Source organism: Rahnella sp. R3(2024), from assembly GCF_042920125.1.
Lineage (GTDB): Bacteria > Pseudomonadota > Gammaproteobacteria > Enterobacterales > Enterobacteriaceae > Rahnella > Rahnella rivi.
The window spans coordinates 51,954-72,738 of record NZ_JBHGBU010000003.1 but is presented as its reverse complement, the minus strand read 5'-3'; the positions used below and the strand labels follow the sequence as shown (position 1 = coordinate 72,738).

The window sequence follows — 20,785 nt, the reverse complement described above, 5'->3', positions numbered from 1 at the left end:
TTTACCCTGAAAATGGAATTTTTCAGGATGAATAATTTCGTATTTCAGGATGTTTTCTGAGACAAGTTTGAAGATTCTCTTAGGGAATCGCCGGGGTAAAGAACGGTATGGATTATGATGAATCCGTAAAGGCCATACTCCCAAAAGCGGACACGACTTACCTCAGGGTATTTACTCTTATAAGGGTAGGTTAAGAGAATTCAGAACTCTTCAAGCATGAGATCTATAAACGCTCGTACAGCAGAGTTTGAACGACGGCTCTCATGCCATACTGCCGAAATATTATGCCGCTCTACAGAAAAATCCGTCAGGATGGGAATTAACTCCCGGCGTTTTACCCAAGAAGCAGCCATAAAACTCGTCGCCATTCCTATTCCGGCTCCGGCGGCAACAGCTGCGATAACGGCTTCGCTTGCATCGACGATGACAGTAGATGATGGCACGATTTCAATCTCCCGCTCTCCCATCCGGAATGGCCAGCGAAAAATCTGCCCCGTATTTTGGTATCGCAGATTAACCGTTTTATGCCCAATGAGTTCATTGGGGTGTCTTGGCTGTGGGCATCTGGCCAAATAATCAGGCGAAGCATAACAACCCATCTGATACGGCGAAAGGCGACGCGACAGGAGATTTGAATCTGCGAGGTCGCCGAGCCGAATGGCAATATCAATACTCTCGTCAACAATGCTTATTACGCGGTCGCTCAGCTTTAAGTCGATGGTCACTTTTGGGTGAAGTGCACAGAATTGCGGAAGTACAGGGGCGATCATATGGAGACCAATCGGAAACGATGCCGCAATGCGTAACGTTCCTGCTGGCTCCTCACGCGATCGCATGGCTACCTGCTCAAGTTCCTCAGCATCGCGTAGCAATCTCAGCGTGCGCTCGTGCAGTTCACGGCCTTCAGCAGTCAACACCAGCGAACGTGTGGTTCGGGTGAATAATGTGATGCCAAGACGCTGCTCCAGTCGCTGGATACTCTTACTTATCGCTGAAGGTGACACTGCCAGCGAGCGAGCAGCAGCGGTAAAGCTGCCGAGCGATCCCGCACGAGCGAATGCAATCAGACCAGTAAGTCTTTCAAAACCGATTTGTTCCTTCATGGCAACATTAAAGCGAAATCCAACCCCATTATCAATCATCAAAATTCGTCATACCCTCTGGCAACTGAATCCCTGTTGGAGTGAGATTGTGATGAATGAAATGATGAAAGCAGTACAGCTACATGCGTTTGGTGGCCCAGAAAACCTTAAGTATGAAGATACCTCCCGACCAACTATCGGATGTGATGAAGTACTTGTTCGGGTGCATGCGGCAAGTCTCAACCCGCCAGACTGGTATCTGCGTGAAGGTTTTCGGGCGCTTCCGCCTGAATGGTGGCCGGATCCTCGCTTCCCGCTCATCCTGGGAACTGATGTCTCCGGTGTCATAGCAGCAGTCGGGGAAAATGTTTCCGCATTCAGCATTGGAGATGAAGTCTATTCGATGGTGCGTTTTCCTGATGAGGTAATGGTTGGTAGCGGGGCTTATGCCGACTATGTGAGCGTTCCCGCATCAGAGTTGGCGTTAAAACCTCTGGGAATCGAACATATTCATGCCGCGGGTGCTCCGATGTCACTCCTCACAGCCTGGCAGTTTCTTGTCGAAGTAGGTCATGACGCGCCAAATCCGTTTCAACCCTTCTTGCATAAACCTGTTCCACTTAAAGGCCGGACGGTGCTGGTCAATGGTGCTGCAGGAGGCGTAGGGCACCTTGCTGTTCAGATTGCCAAGTGGAAAGGTGCGCGAGTGATTGCAGTGGCCTCTTCCCGTAATGAAGCGCTTTTGCGCGCTCTGGGTGCGGATGAGTTTATCGTTTACACCAAAATAGCTGCTGAGAGTGCAGTAAAAAATGTCGATCTTGTCATTGATGCTGTTGGCGGAACGCACGCAGAGCGCTTTCTAGGCTGCATCAGGCAGGGCGGCGCACTATTTCTTGTGAATCCCCTGGGTTTTTCTGGACAGATTGAGGCCGCACAAAAAAGGATCACTGTGTCAACAACGCAAGTGCGTTCCAGTGGTGCGCAACTATCAGAAGCAGGACGCCTTCTGGAAAAAGGAATTATCAAGGTCGTCATTGACAGTATCTACCCGTTAGCAATGGCATCAGTTGCACATAAGCGCGCCTCGTCAGGTAGTCTCCAGGGCAAAATTGTCCTCACAAACTTTTGAATATCACATCCTGCCATCTATGATCATTTCGCCGATAGCGCTTGATGCCAGGATAAATCAGAGACTCCGGGCATTAGATAATTGGGGGCAGAGGTATAAGTACCTTAAAAGTAAAACGATCGGTTTACTTTTAAGGTATGAATAAAAAACAAGACATCATGCAAGCCGCTGAGCGGCTGTTCTACCTCAACGGCTTTCATACAACCAGCACCGATAAGATATGCAGTGAAGCAGGGGTTTCGACCCGGACCCTCTATCGGTACTTTCCTACCCGTGAAGCGCTGACTGCTGCAATTATGGATGAGCGCCGCGAGCGCTTCTTCTCTCAACTGCACCCTCCACGACACCCGGACTCAATAAGTCATCTGTTCGATGTGATGGGGAACTGGATGAGTGCCTATGGCATCAGAGGGTGCTTTTTCCTTAAAGCCTGGGGGGAGTATGCGGGAGAGGATCCCGCATTGGCGGAGCTGGCTATGTCATACCGCCATGAAATGCGTGCCTACATTGCGAAGTGCATCAGCCATGTCTGCGGCAGAGAAAACGTCCCGCTCGCCGACGCCATTTGGACGCTATTTGAGGGTACGCTGACTACCGCCATTATAGTTGGTGCACTTGCAGCCTGCGAAGTCGGAAAAGCCGCCTCACTTCTGCTCATCAGTCGTTCGGGCGGTCAAAAATGAAAAATACGTTGCTAGGTCTGACGGGGTTTGCGCTTATTGCCGTCTCATATGGCATGGCTCGCTTTGCATGGGGACTTATGTTGGCTGATGTCATGCGCGATATCGCTTTCACGCCACAGCTGGCAGGAATTCTCTCAGGCTGCAGTTTTTTCGCTTATTGCATCGCCATCCTGCTGGCACCGAGACTCTCAGCGTGGGCAGGGCCGAGAATGCCGGCGTTAATGTCATCGCTCAGTGCAGCCTCTGGCCTGCTGATTATTGCTGTGGCGGGATCGCAATGGCTGTTAGGCCTCGGGTTGTTTATAGCCGGACTAAGCGCTGGTTTTGCTTCTCCGGCACTTGCTGCAGCGGTCAGCCAACGTATTTCTCAAAGACAGCAGCCAAAAATGAACACAATAATAAATGCCGGGACGAGTGCAGGGATTATCATCTCCGTGCCTGTTTTATTCTGGCTTCCGGGGGGCTGGAGAGGGGCATGTCTGCTGTTTGCGCTTCTGGCGCTGCTGTGCGCCTTTCCTGTATGGCGTTTTCTGCCAAAAGATAAGACATCTGCCCGGTACGGGTTTTTCCATGGGTTATTGCATCAGCGCGCACTTCACCGGCTAATGGCGATTGCTTTTTTTAGCGGAATTATTAGTGCCGCTTGGTGGAGTTTTGGGCCTGCTCTGCTGCAAACACTTGGCATTAAGCCAGGTATCATCAGTCTATTGTGGATGACTGCGGGTGCTGCTGGGATCACAGGCGCATTAACCTGACCGCTGGCAAAGGTTATTGGCATTAAACAGGTCTATCGGTTTTCACAGTGCTGTCTGGCACTTCCGCTCTTACTCATGGCTTTCATCCAGCATTTTACCTGGTGGCTGGTTCCCGCGGTTGCACTGGGTGGCGCGGGTTATGTGACCCTTTCCGGCGTACTGCTGGTGTGGGGAGCCTCTGCGTCAGAAAATTCACCGGCCACTGGCGTCAGTGCGCTGTTTTTTATGCTGGCCGCGGGGCAGGTTATTGGATCGATGATTTTTGGTCAGATATATGCGCTGACCAGTGGCGAGACGGCACTGCTCATCTTTGCCGCGCTGCCCTTGTTATTGGTTTTTGCAATTCAAAAGTTTGATCCCAAGGTGTCGTCCAAAAACGTTGTAGATAAGCATTATTAATCTCCCAGCGTTTCATCAGAGTAAAGTGGGCAAGTTCAAAGAAGTTTTTTATTTTAAGCTGATATTATTATTTTTCGCCCATTTCCTTAATCTGCTATTAGCATTGGCATAGGGAGAGGATGTGTTAAATGAGATCATTCGCCCCATAGTCCATTTTGTGTACCATGTTTTACCATACAAAGCGTCATCAGTGAGCTCATCAATAAGTTTCACTATTTCATCTTTTACGGCTTCGAGCTCAGTAATTAACGCGTGATAATTCAATTCGCTATAATCAGAGTAAAATTTTTGCGCCAGAAGCCCAAGTTGATTCCATTTAAAACCGGTTTCTGGGAAATTAACGGGCAATCTTTTCTCGTCAGAAGTGATCCACTTTACAACCAGAGTGTTCCACCCGAGCAGATAGGAAACCAGATCATGAACACTCATTTTCGTGCCCTTGCAGTGCCCATCCATTGAGTTATCTGAGGTGAGTTCGGGGGGAATGGCATTAAGATAACTAATTAATTTATTGAAATTTTTATCAATTGCTAAAAGCAATTGAGATTTTGTTTGCGGCACATTCATAGAATTACCCCCGCACTTCATAAGAGATCCATAAAGACACTGTGTGGTGCTTAAATATCAAGTAATTATGTACTAAGTCCCTGTAAACAGCTCTCTCTTTGTTCAAGGCACATTGCAGGTAGTCATGTCCTTGCTAAGAGGTTCACGGTGGAAGTTAAGTGCCAGGAGCGGACTTTAAACACCTTAGCCGCCCTGAGGGCGGCTCTCAGTCCCAACTCATTTCTCAGAGTGAAAGGCCCAGTCAGCTGCTGTCGCGAGCGACACAAACGGGCCAGTTAGAGTGACGTTGTGGTGGTTGATGATTTCATTTGCGGACAGGTAATTATTATCCATTGTCGTGTGCGCATCTGAAATCAGCACGGTCCTGAATCCCAGTTCCGGTGCTGCGCGGCAGGTAGTGTCCACACAGAATTCTGTTTTCATCCCGGCGATAACCAGTTCCTTAATGCCTCGCTGGCTGAGCTGATGCTGCAGGTTCGTATCCCGGAAACAGTTGGGGTGCTTTTTGATAAACACGACATCGTGCTCAGCGTACACATTCATTTCGGGTATCAGTTGTGTCAACGGACTTTGCTCAGAGAAGTGAGAATCATCAGGTCCTGTGTGGCGGGCAAAAAATACGGGCACCTTAGCCTGCCTCGCTTTTTCAATCAGCAAGCAGATGTTAGATAGAACCCTGTCTGCAAAATACGGTGAGGCGGGGCCACGGAAAAGTCCCTGCTGCATATCGATAACTAAAAGCGCATTTTCAGATGAAATCATGATGTATCTCCATTCAGTAAGTCATGAACGGAGAAATTTTCTTCCCCGTCCGGTTTGGCGGGGAGTCAGAGTCTGTTTTGTCAGGAGCCAGTCACAGATACGCCCACGCCGCCGAAAGTTCCGGTGGTGGTAACGGTTGTCGCTGTATGAACTGACTTAATCATTTTCTGACTTTCTCTTATGGGTTGGGTATCAGGAACGGGAAACACAACGAATCGTAAAAAACTTCTCTTTTGTTTTAGCACTGAGATTTACCGGATTCAACAAAAATGTTTCCTGAATGTTGCCGAGTTTTGTTGGCACCCCCTGACCCGCAAAGGAAAGCAATTTGGCTTCCGCTCTTCGCTCATAAAAGACCTAAGCCGTTTCCGTGAATAGTTTTTTTTAAGAAGCGGATCTCACCCTTTCGATTCACACAGATCAATTCAGCATAATCGAGGTGAAATGGTGAGTTGAGTAGCGCCCCATCATCTGAACTGAGGCGGGGGCGAATTTGTATTTATTGACAGTGGATAGCCACAAGCTACAGCGAAGCACACGTCGAACAACGATCAGAAGCTATATGTCACTTTCAAGCTTCCAGTGGGCGATGCTTTTCGTTGCACAATCGGGCTGTTGCGTGCATCACCAGCCAACTGCGTAAAGCCTGTAGCGGCCACTACACTCCAGTCTTGGTTGAACTTGTGCGTCCAGTCCATATTCATTGAATAGGCATAAATCCCCGAACCGGCATCATATTGAGTAAACCCCGATGCGGCCGACTGTGATGAACTTACCCCGTAGTAAGTTTGCATATAGTTGCCTGTTCCCCAACTGCTGGTCAGCGCCATCGTCACGGTATTTTCCGATGAGTTATAAAGCGGGCTGATAATACCCAAATGCACGGCCGCGCCATTGTCCCGTTGAGAAAACGGCACCTCAGCCTGCAATTGCAAATGAAGCCAGTCGGTGACCTTATACCCCAGACCCAAGGCCCCGATAGCCGAGCCTTTGACATCGCCCATACCCCGCAAGTCGTCACTGCCATCGCTCAGTGAGTCGCTGTCCACGTCATGATCCTTACGGCCTGCGCGATAGCTCAGCGCAGTACTGTAATCCAGCTTGCCGGTGCTGTTGCCGTAACCGATACCCCGCGTGGTACTCACGAAGAACCCATTATGCATCGAGTAATCAAGCACCAGGGCTGTCGTGACGCGGTTTTCATCCGAACCAGAATAAAGTGGCGTAACATCCACGCCTCCTCCCAACGTTAAGGCGTTACCCTGTTGTGGTTCTGCCGCAAGTGTTGGGGTGGCCAGTAACGCCAGCAGCGCGCCCGGCAGCATTTTTTTCAGGGTGCGTCCTGAGAGTGAATAGGGGAACTTATGACGCAGTTCGAAGTTGCTCATTAAAGAAGTCCTTATGGATTCAAACGATTACGATGCAAGCGGGTTTTAAACGCCAGAACGCTCAGTTTGAATACGCACCCTAAAGTTCTCATGAGCTAAAAATGAAGAAATACTTAAGCACGTACCGGTGACACAAACCTGATAAATTTCCTGATAGCGTTTTTTTCTTCAGACGTTCTTCATTCACTGTTGATAACGTAACTATTGTGAAAATTCTCCTCATCGAAGACGACCTGGATCTCGGCAACGGCGTACGTATTGCCCTTGCAGATCAAGGATTAGATGTCATATGGGTTCGCCGCAAAGTGGATGCGCTGCATCAACTCGATGCCTGCGTGCCGGAACTTGTGTTGCTCGACCTCGGACTGCCCGACGGCGATGGCATGAGCCTGATGGCGTACTTGCGCCAGCAGCTCAAGGGGATCCCCGTCATCATTCTGACCGCGCGAGGCACTCTGCAGGATCGCCTGTGCGGGCTGGATGCCGGTGCTGACGACTATCTCGTCAAACCTTTTGTTCTCGCCGAGTTGTTGGCCAGGGTAAGAGCACTTGCGCGACGCAGTTACGGTTTTGAGAATGAGGTGATAGAAATTCGTGGGTTATCTCTCCACGTGCCGACTCGTCGCGTGACAGTGAGCGCGCGGAATGTTGAGTTGACGGCAAGTGAATACGCGCTGCTTGAAACTTTAATGATGCGCACTGATCGCGTGCTTACACGAAGGTTTCTGGAGGAAAGGATATTCGGCGCAAAAGAAAATATGAGCAATGCACTCGATGTGCATATGGGTAATTTACGTCGCAAAATCGGCGACGGTTATGTACGAACGGTGAGGGGCGTAGGGTATGTCATTGATACCGTACCGATTCAGAAAGGGGCCGGTTGATGCGAAATTTTTGGCGCCACCTGAGAACTCCAACGCTCGTACGGCGAATTATGATCGCCCAGATGTTACTGCTTACACTGCTTTGGTGTCTTTTTCTGACCTACATTTTGTGGGAGAACTTGCGTAGCCCCCCGATGCTAACGGGCAGCAATACCTACGAAACCATTCTTACATTGGTTGATCGTATGAATGATCGCCCGCAGGATCGCAACGCTGTGCTGGAAAAGTTCAGCACAGCGTTGCGGGAAGGTTATGGCGGAGGTGAAGATCCGAAACTGTCAATCAGCCTAATCGTTCGGAAGAATAAAGAGATAATTTATTCATCTGATGGCGCTCCGGCAGGGGTGACAAACACCCTGTATGGGAAAATTCAGAGCATTCAGAGTGAAGGTCGCACTTGGACTAGCCGTACTCTCAAGTCCGGGAGGTCCGATGCGGAGGTAACACTTGTCACGCCTGCCGGAGGCTGGAACTTTTTTATATACCTGAACTCGCGTGGATACTACATATTGCCGCTGCTGGTGTGCATTCCTTTTCTTTTGTTTCCCGCGTGGCTGTCAATCCGTATTGCAATGCGACCCTGGAACAAGGTGATAAATGAAATTTCCTTACGAACTTCAGAAGATCTCTCTCCCTTAAAAGAAGTGCCAAAGCACATGGAGCTTCGCCAAATGGTGGACGCTACTAATCTATTTCTTGCCAGGGTGCAAGAGAGTTCTGATAGGGAACGGGTTTTCATTGCAGATGCCGCTCACGAACTGCGTACCCCACTGGCTGCGATGCGAATCAATGTGGAGGCTTTGCAGTCCTATGTAAGCAGCAATAATCAACAGGAGTTGCTTGCAGGGATTATTCGCAGCAATAGCCGTGCAGCGCGTCTTGTCAATCAGTTGCTGCTGATGATGCACAGCGAAGTGCGCATTGACACTGTTATGGAGCCTGTGCCGCTGACAACGCTCATACAAGAGCGAATGGCTGCACTGGCACCGCTAGCGGCTGAGCGCAGGGTTGAGCTCGAATTCTACTCTGATGATGAAGTCTGGATCACAGGCGTCAGGGAACGCCTGATGTCGCTGATTGATAATTTAATTGAAAATGCCGTGAAGTACAGCCCTGAGGGCGGACGGGTTGAGGTAGATGTACGCTCTCTTGATAAATCTACTCAGCTACGTGTTTCAGATGCAGGGCCCGGCATTCTATTTGAATTGAGGGAGCGCGTGTTCGATAGGTTTTTTCGCGATCCCAATCAGATACAAAGCGGGAGTGGATTGGGACTTGCAATAGTCAAAGCGGTTGCGCAGCAACACAACAGCAGCGTATGCCTAAGTACGTCTGCAGAAGGTGGGCTCATGGTTACTGTTGACTTTCCAAACTACAAGTCCGCCTGAAAGAAAACATGATTTTGATACCAGCGCAGCGGAGGGCCTCTGTAAGAACAATGGAGTTGAAATTGAAATATTTGACGCTGTCTACACTATTATTTTCTATCTCAATCAGCGGGTGCGCCATAACCATCAGCGAATTAAAAAGCGGTCAATCATCTTATGACGGCAGCTTCACGAGCAAGACGAAGCCCTCCGATACCTATCGAACCTTAAGGCACATGGCAAGGCAGTGCCTGGAATATGAGGCATATTCAGGAAATCCTGTCATCGTATTAAGCGAGTTTGACGGTGAGCGCAATGAAGGTGAGATCAATCAAAAGCTCCTTGCGCAGGGACTATTGATTAACAACACGCTAATTGAAATAGAAAGAAATGATGGGGACAAAGCCCAGGTCAGCCTATACACAACCAAGAACATCTTGAGTGTGGGAATCAGGTCGCCAAATATAAGTGATATCAAGCGCTGGGCTGACGGCGATAGAGCTTGCTAGAACGACACTCTCGTCAATACCGTGAAGCATCTCAGGCCATATGACTTAATCCCCCGTTGATTTACACACCGCGATTTAAGTAATGCCTTCATCAGTAATGAGAACAACTGCGAACGTCCGCTCCTCGCTCTCAGCAGACCTTCAGCGTCACGTGTTTGTCTGCTATGTGCCAGAAGCGGACGTTCCGATTTTTCACAATGCCTCCCTAGCACGCCATTTTGCACTTAGATTACAAAAGTGTTTTACCTGAATACGAAAAAATGAATTTTTTCCTGCTTTGACATCAGACTGGCAGGGCACGATCTTTTACCACCGTTTTCATTATCAGCGTTGAGGTAAGCCGCTGCACTCCCGCCAGACCAGAAAGTTTTTCATCGTAAAGCCTCTGAAAAGCTGGCAGATCATGTGTAATCACATAAAGCAGATAATCCGGATCGCCAAACAAACGCTGCGCCTGAATAATTTGCGGTATTTCTTTTATTGCCGTCTCGAAGGAATTGACTGCCTGCCGATCCCCCTCGCGTAGAGTGACGAAAACTATGGCTGAAAAGTTTAGCCCGAATTTGGACGGATCGAGATTCGCCCGATAGCCGCTGATCACGCCTTCCTGTTCAAGCGCTCTGACACGACGCTGGCAGGATGACAGGCTAATCCCAACCCGTTCTGCCAAGTCAGTGAGCGAAAGTCTCCCGTCCTGCTGAAGCTCCGCAAGAATATTGCAGTCTGCCCTATCCATTGCTTAAAACCTCCCAACTTTTTACGTTTATGATTTGAATATGAAAGCATATCCCGCATAAAAAGCGATATTATTTCTTTGCTTTTAAACAAATATGCAGGTAAAGGTACTCTATATGCAGGTTTCAGACGTTTATAAAGGGTCGGTCAGAGATCGAGCCACTAAGGATAACGGTGCATGTCACTGAGCATGTTCGCCGCGTTCTGGGCTGTTTCAGCCCTTTTTGTTATCACGCCCGGTGCTGACTGGGCTTACGCCATTTCAGCTGGCATCAAGGGACGCCGTGTTGTACCAGCAATTGCAGGTATGCTGAGCGGCCATCTTGTTGCAACACTCATAGTGGCAGCGGGAGTCGGCTCGATCATTGCGGGAGCGCCGGGCGTGCTGACCGTTCTGACCGTGGCTGGGGCTGGCTATCTGCTCTGGCTCGGCATAGGCATGCTCCGCCACCCGCCCGCACCGGCGGCGGGGGAGAGTGACGATGCCGGCTCGCGACTGAAGTGGGCGCTCAAGGGCTTTTGCATCAGCGGGCTTAATCCAAAGGTCTTTCTGCTGTTTCTGGCTCTGCTGCCACAGTTCACCGACGTCCACGCCGCCTGGCCGCTTTCGCTGCAGATGATAGCGTTGGGGCTGGTACATATGATCAGTTGCGGCGTGGTCTACCTGCTTGTGGGCTATGGCTCCGGCACAGTGCTTCGGACGCGACCGCGCGCGGCGCAGAATGTCAGCCGGATTTCGGGCGGTCTGATGATTATTATTGCGGCTCTGTTGTTGGCAGAACAGTTTCTCTGACGCACGGCCATACAGGATAATTAACAACATATCATGCATTAGATTCCCTATCTGCGCTGCGGCACGCCTTGGCTCGAAGGCATCTGACAAATCGAGAAATACAATTAAGCATTGCGAAAGTCAGTATTATCGCACCCGCAACAGCCTTATCAACGCAACGAGTTAGCAGAGAACACCATGCCATCAATCACTCTGACATACCTGAAAAACCTCAAGCTGCGCGGTGAAAAGATCACCATGCTTACCTGCTACGACGCCACGTTTGCCCACGAACTGAGCACGGCGGGTGTTGAGATGCTCCTCATCGGCGATACGTTAGGGATGATTTTGCAGGGCCATGACAGCACCCTGCCGGTCAGACTGGAAGATATGGTTTATCACACGACCTGTGTAAAGCGCGGAAACAACGGTGGCTTCATCATCGCCGACCTTTCTTTCATGACCTGCTCCTCACCACAGCAAGCCCTGCACAGCTCGGCGCAACTGATGCAGGCGGGTGCGCAGATGGTCAAGATTGAGGGCGGGGAGTGGTTGTGTGATACGGTACATCAACTGACGCGCAACGGCATACCTGTGTGTGCTCACATCGGACTCACTCCGCAATCGGTTAACGTCTTTGGTGGATTTAAGGTTCAGGGTCGTGACAGCAAGCAAGCAGAAGCGTTGATCGAAACCGCGAAAAATTTTGAGCAGGCGGGTGCGGCGATGGTTGTGGTCGAGGCAGTACCGGCTTCGCTGGGAAAAGCGCTGAGCGAGGCGGTTTCAATACCGGTCATCGGCATCGGCGCGGGCCCGGACACCGACGGACAGGTTTTGGTGCTGCACGACATGCTTGGCCTGAGCATCACCGGCAGGTCCCCAAAATTCGTAAAAAACTTTATGAAAGGACAGAATGACATCCAGGGCGCGGTAAAAAACTACATTGCAGCAGTTAAAGACTGCAGCTTCCCGGCGTCTGAGCACTGCTATTTAGAATAATTAGAGTCTTATAGACGATTGCATTCAGCTTTTCAGATAACGCATTATAAATAGCAACGTCTGCTTCTCGCTCAAGAAGCCTGTCAACGTAGTCACGCCCAACCACAGCCTAGAGGTACAAAATTCACCTGAAGGTACAATAATTTTCGATATCCAAACGGCCCCCATCATATTGTACGGTTAGCCCCTTCCTTTCAGATGGGGAGAATCTCAACTGTCGCACTATTCGAAGCAGCTATTTAATTCCGTAATTGTAAATTTTGTTTCCCAAAATTGACCTATTCCAAATGAATACTACTATTAATTTTACTTTTTTTAATGGATGAGCAACCTGTGAAAGGGATAAATTCCGAGGAGTGGGTTGTAGTGGTTTCACCTAAAAGTGAGGCCGTAAGGGAGGGTATGAATGGGAAAGGAAAGTAACACAGCTAATCAAATTGATGATTACTTCCGGGCTATGAATGAAGGATCACTTAGTGAAAAGCAGACATATTGTAAACTCTTTGCCGAACTTACTTCAATGCATAAGACGGTAAGCAGGAAGGACATAATTCGGGGATTGGTTGAAAAATTGGAAACGGAAAAGGACGTAAGAGTTGCCGATATTTACCGTAACATGCTTGAAATGATGTATCCGCCCACTATCGAGTGAATTAAAAACTAATAAATGCTCGAAGGCGGCAACTTTCCAGATTGATAAAAAAATCTATAAAATTAGCTACTAGCTTATTAAGTTAGTAGCTAATTAATCATGGCATCATCAAATCTGCTGTAACTTAAATTTAACTCCGCAGGCTCGAGCATAGCGAATGAGGGTTCATAGCTCATTTTTATGGCGTTTTTCTCCATCCTGCTAACGGTAGGTGGTTTTACCCCCCATGCGTTCAGCAACCTGCGCAGATGTTAATCCCGCTTCAACCCACCAATCCAGCAAGGTAGTCTGAAGACGTTCGGGAGCTTCCTCGGCTTCATAAGCCGCTTTGTACTCTGGATCTTGCATTGATTCGGTGTGAATCTGAGTGAGCGTTTTATATTTCATTTTTCATCTCCTCCAACCGGCGAAATGCTAGTGCTATCTCACTTGATGGCGTATTCTGTGACTTCTTAATGAAGACACGTATTAAATAATACGCTCACCTGACTGATATACCCATAGCCCTCGAGCTATGTCAGTTCCCATCATCCTGATCTCAAATAACCCATCGCCTAAAAGCTTTGTATCCGCTTCTCTGAGCAAGCGCAGCTTAGCTTCAAGCTTTTGTAGCAATCTGATCATTTTCGACCGTACCGCCACAGGCAGCGCTACCAATTCGATTTCTGCCTCTTCATAAAAGATTATAGTGAACAATGGCGTTCCTCCCTGATCCAAATATTGGCTTATAAGCTATGTTAGCTCTAAAGCAAATTTTAATTGGCTATTTGGTAGGGTAATATATTGATGCTTTCATTGCCTGCACGATGGAAGTGGGAGAGCGGGGAGGTTCAGGCGTTTCCGCCCCGCCCTCTCATCCGAGATAGGAAGGCTTATGGTGTAGAAGCTCTTGATGTAATAGCTTCTTTGACTCACTTTGATATCTATTAGTTCTGTCTAAAGCAGTCCCAACATGGGACTAACCTGACATTTCGGTAATTCTGTCCATCGACATCCTCCCCCGCTATTTATGGCGTGGGGAGATGTCAATCTATTGATAAGTTAGGGTAAATGTTGCACTGGCGTTTGCCGTGCCGGGATTGATTACATTACCCGTCTGGAAATAACGTGCCTGAAACGGAATGTCATACCTTCCCTGGGTTAGATTCTCGCCGCTGAAAAAAGGCACGCCCAGCATGAGCGGATTGTTACCGTGAAGTAACTGGATCCCTACACCACTTGCGCCGTCTCTGGCACTGTTGATATTAATGACGCCTTTTGCTGCATCATATACATTACCATCGAGGCGTACATTTACACGAGTCCCGGCATTACAGATCAGCGGAATAGTGAAGTTCCTGGTATTAACGTTTCCCGGCCAGCTGCCGAGGCCACTGAACTCGTTTTTATTGACACTGCCCATCGGAACGCTGATGACCGGCGTATTAACGGTGCATGCTAACGTCGTGACATTGAAACTGCTGATATTGATATCTGACTCCGGCGAAAACCAGCCGCTCTGGTTGTTGCGCAAAATAAATGCGCCAACATTACGTGCTGTTACTGTGCCGGAACCTGTGACCTCAGCCGTTTTGTAGAACGTTATCATTGCTTTCAAGGTATTAGGCTGATTACCAAAGATACCGTTTATACTGCAAATTATTTTGTTATTTGGATTGCCATCTGCGGTACCTGTGGCCCCGTCGACCCAGCCAGTTGTACCCCCGCAGGCAGAGACCGTAACGCCACCAATAGCATAGCCTACTCCTTCAATATTAGTTTTATAGACACGTCTGCCGTTAAAGTTTCCAACATACGTACCGTAACCCTTAACGCCCATCTGCTGATAAGACAATTTGGGATCACTGTTGGTACAGCTGTAAGTGGCCACAGTACCCGATGTTATCTGGGTTCCGATAACTGAACCTACAGGTATGTCTCGCTGCACGGTAATATTTTGTGGAGAAAGTGTGGTCAACGCCGTAACCTGTTTACAGCTGAAGGCCAGCGCAGAAAGCGGAAGAAGTCCTGCCACCAGAACAATGGACGAAATTAAGATTAGGCGTTTCATGGTTCTCACTCTGATTAGCGACAAATAGCGGTAATGTTAATGACGGCAGTGTTCTTCTGCCCAATATGATAGGGGGCAGTGCAATGCCCGTTATCCCAGCGGATTAAAATTTCGCCCTGTTCAGGCACGCCGCCCAGATAGACGCGCTGCTTATCGTCAACAATACCCGGTATGCTCGCATCGTCTTGCCTGAGGATGGCAGATGCGCCAAAAGGAATATCGGTACCCGTAAGGGTAAACATGGTTTTATAGCCAATTACCGTGGGATAGTGGGCTACCGTCAGTGCTCCCTGAGTAGGGATAACGGTCTGAATATTATTCAGCACATCGACTTTATCGTTCAGACTATCAATATCCAGACTTATGCGGTTACGGTGATAAGGATTTACATAGGGTACAATGGCATAGCCGACATTATCAGTATATACGCCGGTGTTATTCTGGACTTTAACGCGGCGCGTGCCTTCAGCTTTTACTAAAGCTAGAGTGTCGCCCAGAGGCTGGGAAAACGTGACGCCATAGGGATGGGCCACGACCCCGCCCATCGCCCCATAGTTCACCTGGTGAGTATCTTTAGTGTAATTGTAACCCACCTGATACTCGCCAAAAGATGCCTTGTAATCAAGCGAAACACTGCCATTCGCGCCCTGATCGTGGTTGGTATAAGCCTGCTGAACGTTATACGCCAGACGGTTATCCTCCAGCGCATTTCCAGAAATACCCAAAGAACTGCTGCTGTCCCGTCTGCTGGTGTTGCCAGACAGATTCATCCAGCTCTGCGGCATAAAGGCATCGAACGGTACCTGGACTGCAAACGCCAGTACCCGATCGGGTTTGTTATAGTAAGGCGTGCTTGCATAGGTATAGTTCAGGGAATAATTAATGCTGGAATAACTGGTGTTATAACCGACGTTAAGGCTGCGTTCCTTTCCTGCTATCCCCCAATATTGTTGCTCATAAGCCGACAGATACAGGCTACCGAAAGTCTTGAGGGCCTGATTGATATTAATCTGTGCCTTGCTGCGTTTATTGTGGTCATAGCGCCACTGGTTATAAACATCGCGGTCGTCCTGCAAATGCTCATTATTTCGGTAACCTTCGGGAGGATTATCGGCCAACAGCGCTCTGGCGTAATACCCGTTTGCCTCATCGAAATCATAATACCCTGATGTGGAGTACCGATAGCCGGCCAGCGTAAACGTTGTACCGCTTGGCGCAATATCCTTTGAATATTGAAAGCGAAACGATGCACCGCGTTTAGTCTCGTCGCGAATATCGGTTTCAGCGAGGGTACTATCAAGAGAGACAGACCCGATATCACCCAGACCTTTTCCCATACCAAAGCTGGCGGCCCTGTAATGTTTCGCCAGCAAAGTGCCGCCATAAAGCGTACTGCTCCATGGCATGCCATAGGTGCCTGTTGACTGAATGAATAACGGCGTACGGGTAGCCCCCCCGGTTGAATGGTATTCACCCGCGGTGACCGAATACTTTAACTGGCCTTCGCGCTGCATAATCGGCACTGATGAAAAGGGCTGAATGAACTGGCGAACGGTACCATCGGCTTCGCGAACTGAGACATCCAGATCGCCGCTGGCGGAGGTAGGATACAAATCATTAATGGCGAAGGGACCGGCAGAAACATACGACTGCCAAATGATGTTGCCATTTTGGCGGATAGTGACCTGTGCATTGCTCTGCGCTATACCCCTGACCACCGGCGCATAACCTCGCAGGCTGTCCGGGCGCATATTATCATCGGAGTAAATCTGCGCTCCACGAAAAGCAAAGCTGTCAAAGATGTCAGAGGGCGTATGACTTTCTCCAATAACAAGCTGACTTTTCAGTGCTCTGATATCGCGGTTTATATAAGTATTAATACTGTTCCATGAACGGTTATGAGGACTGTCCGTGTAAGTAGAATAGTTGCGCAACCGCCATGCGCCCAGGTTAACTCCACTGCGCAGATTCAGATAAGCATCGTTGACGCCGCCGGGCTTCCCGTCACGCCACGACTCAGACCCCGAGTAGCCGTAATTCACAAAAAACATGTTCACACCGTCATCCCAGCTGTCTGGATCAACATATCCCTGGGCATTTTTACGAATAAACTCCTGAGGAATAGAAATATCCAGACGCTGTTGAGCAAAATCAAACGTGACTTTGCCATCCGGGATGGCATCACGGATGTCGGTAATGTCAGCTTTGTCTGCCAGTGCCATAAATTCAGGCGTAGCATTAGCTTCAGTACCCCAGACAACTAAATCATGTTTAGTCAATATCGGTACCAGCCTGTGGTCATCTAGAATATATATTATGTTTTTATCATCAACATAGTTACCGTTGATATAGATTTCACTCTTATAACTCCCGGGAGCCTGACTACCGGTTTTGCTAAACCCAGACAGGTCGACGGTAGCGTTTTTGTTATCTGCCACTTCAATAAATGCAGGTTCAAAATAGTCATCAGCGCACGCGAATCCAGCATTGAGGGCAAGGCACACAGACAGGCTCAACAATGAGGGAGAAAATAAAGAATATGATTTTTCACAGAGCACGTGCTGCATGAACATGATGTATTTAGTCCTGATGATTAGAGTTTGACTTGCTGTTCTTCTGAGATTCCGCCAAAGTCATTAATCGCTCTCCAGCTTATTTTAGGGGCTTGGGCAGTAACGGAACCTAGTGAAATCCCCTCTTTAGGAAGAACCATTGATATATCTTTCAGCGCCACGCCATTTACTTTAACCTCATAGAAAGACACGCTGTACGCCGTAGGATTGAAGGCAAACAGTTTTCCGTCGCGCTGTTTAAACTCTATCTTTTGATACGCCGTTGCGGGATCGCCGGTTAAACCGGCCGGCCGATAAAATAGTTTCATAGTATTTTTTACCGCTATGATCAGATCATTGGTGGAATTTTTATCGGTAGAAGGAATACTTTTAATGTTCAGCCAGTATACGGACTCTTTGTCCTGCGGTAAGTCATTACCTGTATAGGCAATGCGTACTGAATTCTGGCTATGTGGTTCAAGGCGGAAAAGAGGTGGTGTGGTAATAAACACTTCACCTGTATCATTGCTGTCCGCACGCTTATCTACCCAAGACTGAATAAGATAGGGTTTATCGTCGGGATTATTAACTCCGATCGTTGCCTGTTTCATCTTGCCATCGTAAACGACGCGCGTCCCACCAACCTCTACGCCCGCATGTGCCGTCGAAAAATAACAGAACAAAGCGAGCGGGATTTGGCTTAAAAAAATGCTTCGCATATCTCTCCCTTATATTAAAATAAGAGCCGCTTTGCGGCTCTTATTTTTTAATTATATACGATGGTAAATGAGGTTGTTGAGTTAGCAGAACCTGCAGTGACTTTATCCGCAGTAGCATAATATTTCGCAAAGTAGTTAAGTGTATTTGTGCCCTCATCGGTAAGATTGACCTGAGCACTTGGTGTACCTACGGGAATGAACGTAGTGCTGTCGGCTTCATAAAGCGCAATACCCACATTGGTGGCGGTCTGTCCTGAATTAAGCGCCAGGATCTGATGATTGGCTGAACTTGCAGGACCATCAAAACGTACGTGTGCGGTTGTAACATTAGCCGGACAGTCGTTCAACACGATTGAAAAATGGGTCGGAGATGCCGTTGAACCTGATGCTCCAAATGCACTGGTTGAAACGGTACCTAGGTTAACGGTCTGGTTAGCCGAGCCAGGATCAACTTTACAGGCTATATCTGTAATATTGCCAGTAAAGTTGATGGTGCCATCTGCAGCATACAGGGAACCGGAACAGCATAAAGAGACTATAAGTAAAGCCCCAGAGTAGTTTTTTTTCATTAATACCTCAATGTCATTAAATATAAATTTGTGAAAAACAAAAATAAGAAATGATTTTTTCTTCCATATAGCATGAGCATTTTAATGCATTATGCATGGCATTTATCAATATCACGAAAAATATTAAAAAATCCAAGGTGCCATTATGCTTAATAGCAGGCTCTTAAATATTATGTGTTATTAACTCTAAACAAGTATTAAACGACAGAAACTTTCGATTCAAATTTAAATTTTCAGCACCACGTAAAGAGTTATGTAAAAAAAATAAAACTTTTAGAAATGATAAGTGTTATCACCTATCATTTATTGACTTTTTATTTTTCCCAACCTAAATAGCTGCGCGAAATAAGTGATCACTTTAGGGAGCTCAATAAGAATTGAGCGATATGTTCAATCGTCAAAAAGAAATACATCAACCGAACTGAGCGATGCCAACCATAAAACCCATTCCCCGGCTATACTTAATAAATCGGATTTAGATAAAAGCCCCCCTCGTCGCTGACTTCCTGAGGCAATCCGTACACTTTCTGGCATGCCTGCACGCGTCATTTTGTTTAATTCGCGGATCATGGCCATAGCCTCCTAAACCTGCGCATCATAATCCCGCAACGTAAGAAAGCTGTTTGACACGGAACATTGCAGTTTCAGCCACTGAATGTCGGTTGTAAGCCGTGTGCCATTTCCAGTACGCATTGCTTCCCGTCAGCCGTTGCCGGGCAACCACCTGATTTCTATCGTCATATTCAGCCGGCCAGTAACCTGCCTGGGTTCGCTGCGAGATAAGTATTTTGACTTTCTTACGCCGCAGTTCGTCGTGACACCGTCTGGTGTCATAAGCTCCATCAGATTAAGCGCCCCTGACTTTCCGATGTGTCTGGCGAATAAGTCCCTGGAATGCCTCTGCATCAGTCACGTGGTTCAAGGACAGGTCAGCTCAGATAATCTCATGTGTATCAGCGTCAACCGCCAGATGCAATTTCAGCCAGAAGCGACGCTTTTTTTGACCGTTTTTTTTCAACTTCAACTCTCCCTGACCGAAAACTTTTAAGCCGGTGGAATTGATATTCAGGTGTTAAATTTCACCAAGTGTGGGGCTTTTGAAAGGGATGTTGATAGACTTAGCCCGCCTGCAGACGCAGGAATAATCCGGGCAACGGAGCGGGAACTTCATCAGGATAAAAATGGAATCAATGAATCTCTGCACGGCGCACAGCGTGAGGCGAAAAATGCGCTTCAGCATCAGAACGGTGGAAATGGTCAGCTCAAAATTACGTTGAGGACGACCACGTGAAAAGGTTTTAGGTTCGTCATGCATCAGTGAGCCCGGATTGACGAGGGCTTTGTTGTATACATTCCCGTTGGTGATTGTGAACTTTTGTTTCGCCACGGAATACCACTACAGGATCGGGAATGTGATAATCTGATCCTGATTACGGCCAAACGTTCGATTTATTCAATAAAGCCGCTAACAGGGGGAAAGAACTGCAATCAGCGCTATCAAGAAAATATTCAGTTAATATGAACATCGACAGCAGGAATTAAAGCACCTGCGGAAAGAACTGGATCAGGCCAACTTCAAAAATCGTAAGTATCAGCTGACAATTAGGGTGTTTAGAACTACACAGACAGAACTTTTTAATATCACTTGCTAATTTCAAATAGATAAATAGGGATGGGTTACATGCAAAGAATTATGAATGTATTAAGTCACATCGGGAAATTTTTGAATAGTCACATGGACATAGTTGCGAATGCAATAAACATAACCTTATTCTTATTTTTGTGCGTGTTCTTCCTAATTGGGGATAAAGGAGTGAAGATTAAGTGTTGTATTGTTTTGACAGGACTAATAATGATTATTTTATTAAGAGATGTTTTATGATATGTAAGTTTATCAGCGCGTTGTTTTGGGGATTGTATTTTGAATGGTGATATTTGGATGCTTTCTTATCAAACACTCATTGAAGCTATTAACGTATTGAGTTCATAGGCTGTTAGTTTATTCAGTTAAGCTAATGGTTTTTTATTCCTGTCGTCTGCGACTCTTGGCGCATCAACGGACGCAAGTCAAAAGCCTTTCACCAGAGCGGCATAAGGGGCGCTACATTCGGGAGTGCTTGCCGTCATTTTCTCCTGCGTAACTTTCACTTTCTAATCAGCTTCTGGTAATCGTTCCCCATCACAACCTGTTCAGCAAGGGTATATGAACGCT

The 20,785-nt window shown here is 47.7% G+C and carries 19 protein-coding genes and 3 pseudogenes; 10 read left to right on the top strand and 12 right to left on the bottom strand.

Going from position 1 to position 20,785, the window contains the following annotated elements; genetic code table 11:
• Positions 1-200: 200 nt before the first annotated feature.
• Positions 201-1,103 (bottom strand): LysR substrate-binding domain-containing protein, encoded by a 903-nt coding sequence (locus tag ABSH60_RS23665; protein WP_390976685.1) that lies wholly within the window; start codon positions 1,101-1,103, stop codon positions 201-203.
• A 91-nt stretch (positions 1,104-1,194) separates the two neighbouring features.
• Here ABSH60_RS23665 and ABSH60_RS23660 point away from each other — a divergent pair, with 91 nt between their 5' ends.
• The 4 genes from ABSH60_RS23660 to ABSH60_RS23645 all read left to right on the top strand — a co-directional run bounded on the left by ABSH60_RS23660 (position 1,195) and on the right by ABSH60_RS23645 (position 4,048).
• The gene (locus ABSH60_RS23660; RefSeq protein ID WP_390976569.1) at positions 1,195-2,211 is read left to right on the top strand and encodes a zinc-binding dehydrogenase; all 1,017 of its coding nucleotides are present in this window, start codon (positions 1,195-1,197) and stop codon (positions 2,209-2,211) included.
• Positions 2,212-2,348: 137 nt separating this feature from the next.
• The gene (locus ABSH60_RS23655) at positions 2,349-2,894 is read left to right on the top strand and encodes a TetR family transcriptional regulator (RefSeq protein WP_390976567.1); all 546 of its coding nucleotides are present in this window, start codon (positions 2,349-2,351) and stop codon (positions 2,892-2,894) included.
• On the top strand, positions 2,891-3,649 hold the full coding sequence (locus ABSH60_RS23650; protein ID WP_390976565.1) for an MFS transporter: 759 nt from the start codon (positions 2,891-2,893) through the stop codon (positions 3,647-3,649). The genes ABSH60_RS23655 and ABSH60_RS23650 overlap by 4 nt, the downstream gene beginning before the upstream one ends.
• Positions 3,650-3,724: 75 nt before the next feature.
• Entirely contained in the window at positions 3,725-4,048 is a 324-nt protein-coding gene (locus ABSH60_RS23645; protein WP_390976563.1) for a hypothetical protein, read from the top strand.
• Between the two features lie 48 nt (positions 4,049-4,096).
• Here the strand turns inward: ABSH60_RS23645 and ABSH60_RS23640 are convergent, their stop codons facing one another.
• The 3 genes from ABSH60_RS23640 to ABSH60_RS23630 form a co-directional block, all read right to left on the bottom strand.
• On the bottom strand, positions 4,097-4,615 hold the full coding sequence (locus tag ABSH60_RS23640) for a ClbS/DfsB family four-helix bundle protein (protein ID WP_390976561.1): 519 nt from the start codon (positions 4,613-4,615) through the stop codon (positions 4,097-4,099).
• A 216-nt stretch (positions 4,616-4,831) separates the two neighbouring features.
• Complete coding sequence (locus tag ABSH60_RS23635; RefSeq protein ID WP_390976559.1) at positions 4,832-5,377, bottom strand: isochorismatase family protein; 546 nt, start codon at positions 5,375-5,377, stop codon at positions 4,832-4,834.
• Positions 5,378-5,928: 551 nt separating this feature from the next.
• Entirely contained in the window at positions 5,929-6,765 is an 837-nt protein-coding gene (locus tag ABSH60_RS23630; protein ID WP_390976557.1) for a MipA/OmpV family protein, read from the bottom strand.
• Between the two features lie 206 nt (positions 6,766-6,971).
• Here ABSH60_RS23630 and ABSH60_RS23625 point away from each other — a divergent pair, with 206 nt between their 5' ends.
• The 3 genes from ABSH60_RS23625 to ABSH60_RS23615 are packed head-to-tail and all read left to right on the top strand — an operon-like array spanning position 6,972 to position 9,525.
• Positions 6,972-7,649: a response regulator transcription factor gene (locus ABSH60_RS23625; RefSeq protein ID WP_013575641.1), complete on the top strand. Its 678-nt coding sequence runs from the start codon at positions 6,972-6,974 to the stop codon at positions 7,647-7,649.
• A complete protein-coding gene (locus tag ABSH60_RS23620; RefSeq protein ID WP_390976555.1) occupies positions 7,649-9,037 on the top strand; it encodes an ATP-binding protein in 1,389 nt (462 codons plus the stop codon). The genes ABSH60_RS23625 and ABSH60_RS23620 overlap by 1 nt, the downstream gene beginning before the upstream one ends.
• 50 nt (positions 9,038-9,087) lie before the next feature.
• Entirely contained in the window at positions 9,088-9,525 is a 438-nt protein-coding gene (locus ABSH60_RS23615; RefSeq protein WP_004958564.1) for a hypothetical protein, read from the top strand.
• Positions 9,526-9,808: 283 nt separating this feature from the next.
• Here the strand turns inward: ABSH60_RS23615 and ABSH60_RS23610 are convergent, their stop codons facing one another.
• Positions 9,809-10,261: an Lrp/AsnC family transcriptional regulator gene (locus ABSH60_RS23610; protein ID WP_159282954.1), complete on the bottom strand. Its 453-nt coding sequence runs from the start codon at positions 10,259-10,261 to the stop codon at positions 9,809-9,811.
• Positions 10,262-10,438: 177 nt separating this feature from the next.
• Between ABSH60_RS23610 and ABSH60_RS23605 the strand changes: the two genes are divergently transcribed.
• The 3 genes from ABSH60_RS23605 to ABSH60_RS23595 all read left to right on the top strand — a co-directional run bounded on the left by ABSH60_RS23605 (position 10,439) and on the right by ABSH60_RS23595 (position 12,683).
• Positions 10,439-11,053: a LysE family transporter gene (locus tag ABSH60_RS23605; RefSeq protein ID WP_390976553.1), complete on the top strand. Its 615-nt coding sequence runs from the start codon at positions 10,439-10,441 to the stop codon at positions 11,051-11,053.
• A gap of 177 nt (positions 11,054-11,230) precedes the next feature.
• Positions 11,231-12,031, top strand: coding sequence for a 3-methyl-2-oxobutanoate hydroxymethyltransferase (panB, locus tag ABSH60_RS23600; RefSeq protein ID WP_390976551.1), 801 nt, complete (start codon positions 11,231-11,233; stop codon positions 12,029-12,031).
• Between the two features lie 406 nt (positions 12,032-12,437).
• Positions 12,438-12,683, top strand: a complete 246-nt coding sequence (locus ABSH60_RS23595) for a biofilm development regulator YmgB/AriR family protein (protein WP_390976549.1) — start codon at positions 12,438-12,440, stop codon at positions 12,681-12,683.
• 108 nt (positions 12,684-12,791) lie between these two features.
• Here the strand turns inward: ABSH60_RS23595 and ABSH60_RS23590 are convergent.
• From ABSH60_RS23590 to ABSH60_RS23560, 7 genes and pseudogenes are all read right to left on the bottom strand, one after another.
• Positions 12,792-13,070, bottom strand: a pseudogene (locus tag ABSH60_RS23590) (helix-turn-helix domain-containing protein).
• Positions 13,060-13,379, bottom strand: a pseudogene (locus tag ABSH60_RS23585) (type II toxin-antitoxin system RelE/ParE family toxin). Before ABSH60_RS23585 ends, ABSH60_RS23590 begins: the two co-directional pseudogenes overlap by 11 nt.
• A gap of 334 nt (positions 13,380-13,713) precedes the next feature.
• Entirely contained in the window at positions 13,714-14,733 is a 1,020-nt protein-coding gene (locus ABSH60_RS23580; protein WP_159282952.1) for a fimbrial protein, read from the bottom strand.
• Between the two features lie 14 nt (positions 14,734-14,747).
• Complete coding sequence (locus ABSH60_RS23575) at positions 14,748-17,306, bottom strand: fimbria/pilus outer membrane usher protein (protein ID WP_390976546.1); 2,559 nt, start codon at positions 17,304-17,306, stop codon at positions 14,748-14,750.
• Positions 17,307-17,326: 20 nt separating this feature from the next.
• Entirely contained in the window at positions 17,327-18,004 is a 678-nt protein-coding gene (locus tag ABSH60_RS23570; RefSeq protein WP_390976544.1) for a fimbria/pilus periplasmic chaperone, read from the bottom strand.
• Between the two features lie 47 nt (positions 18,005-18,051).
• Positions 18,052-18,573, bottom strand: a complete 522-nt coding sequence (locus tag ABSH60_RS23565) for a fimbrial protein (RefSeq protein ID WP_390976542.1) — start codon at positions 18,571-18,573, stop codon at positions 18,052-18,054.
• A 510-nt stretch (positions 18,574-19,083) separates the two neighbouring features.
• A pseudogene (locus ABSH60_RS23560) lies at positions 19,084-19,960 on the bottom strand (IS5 family transposase); the annotation flags it as partial.
• Positions 19,961-20,785 lie beyond the last annotated feature (825 nt).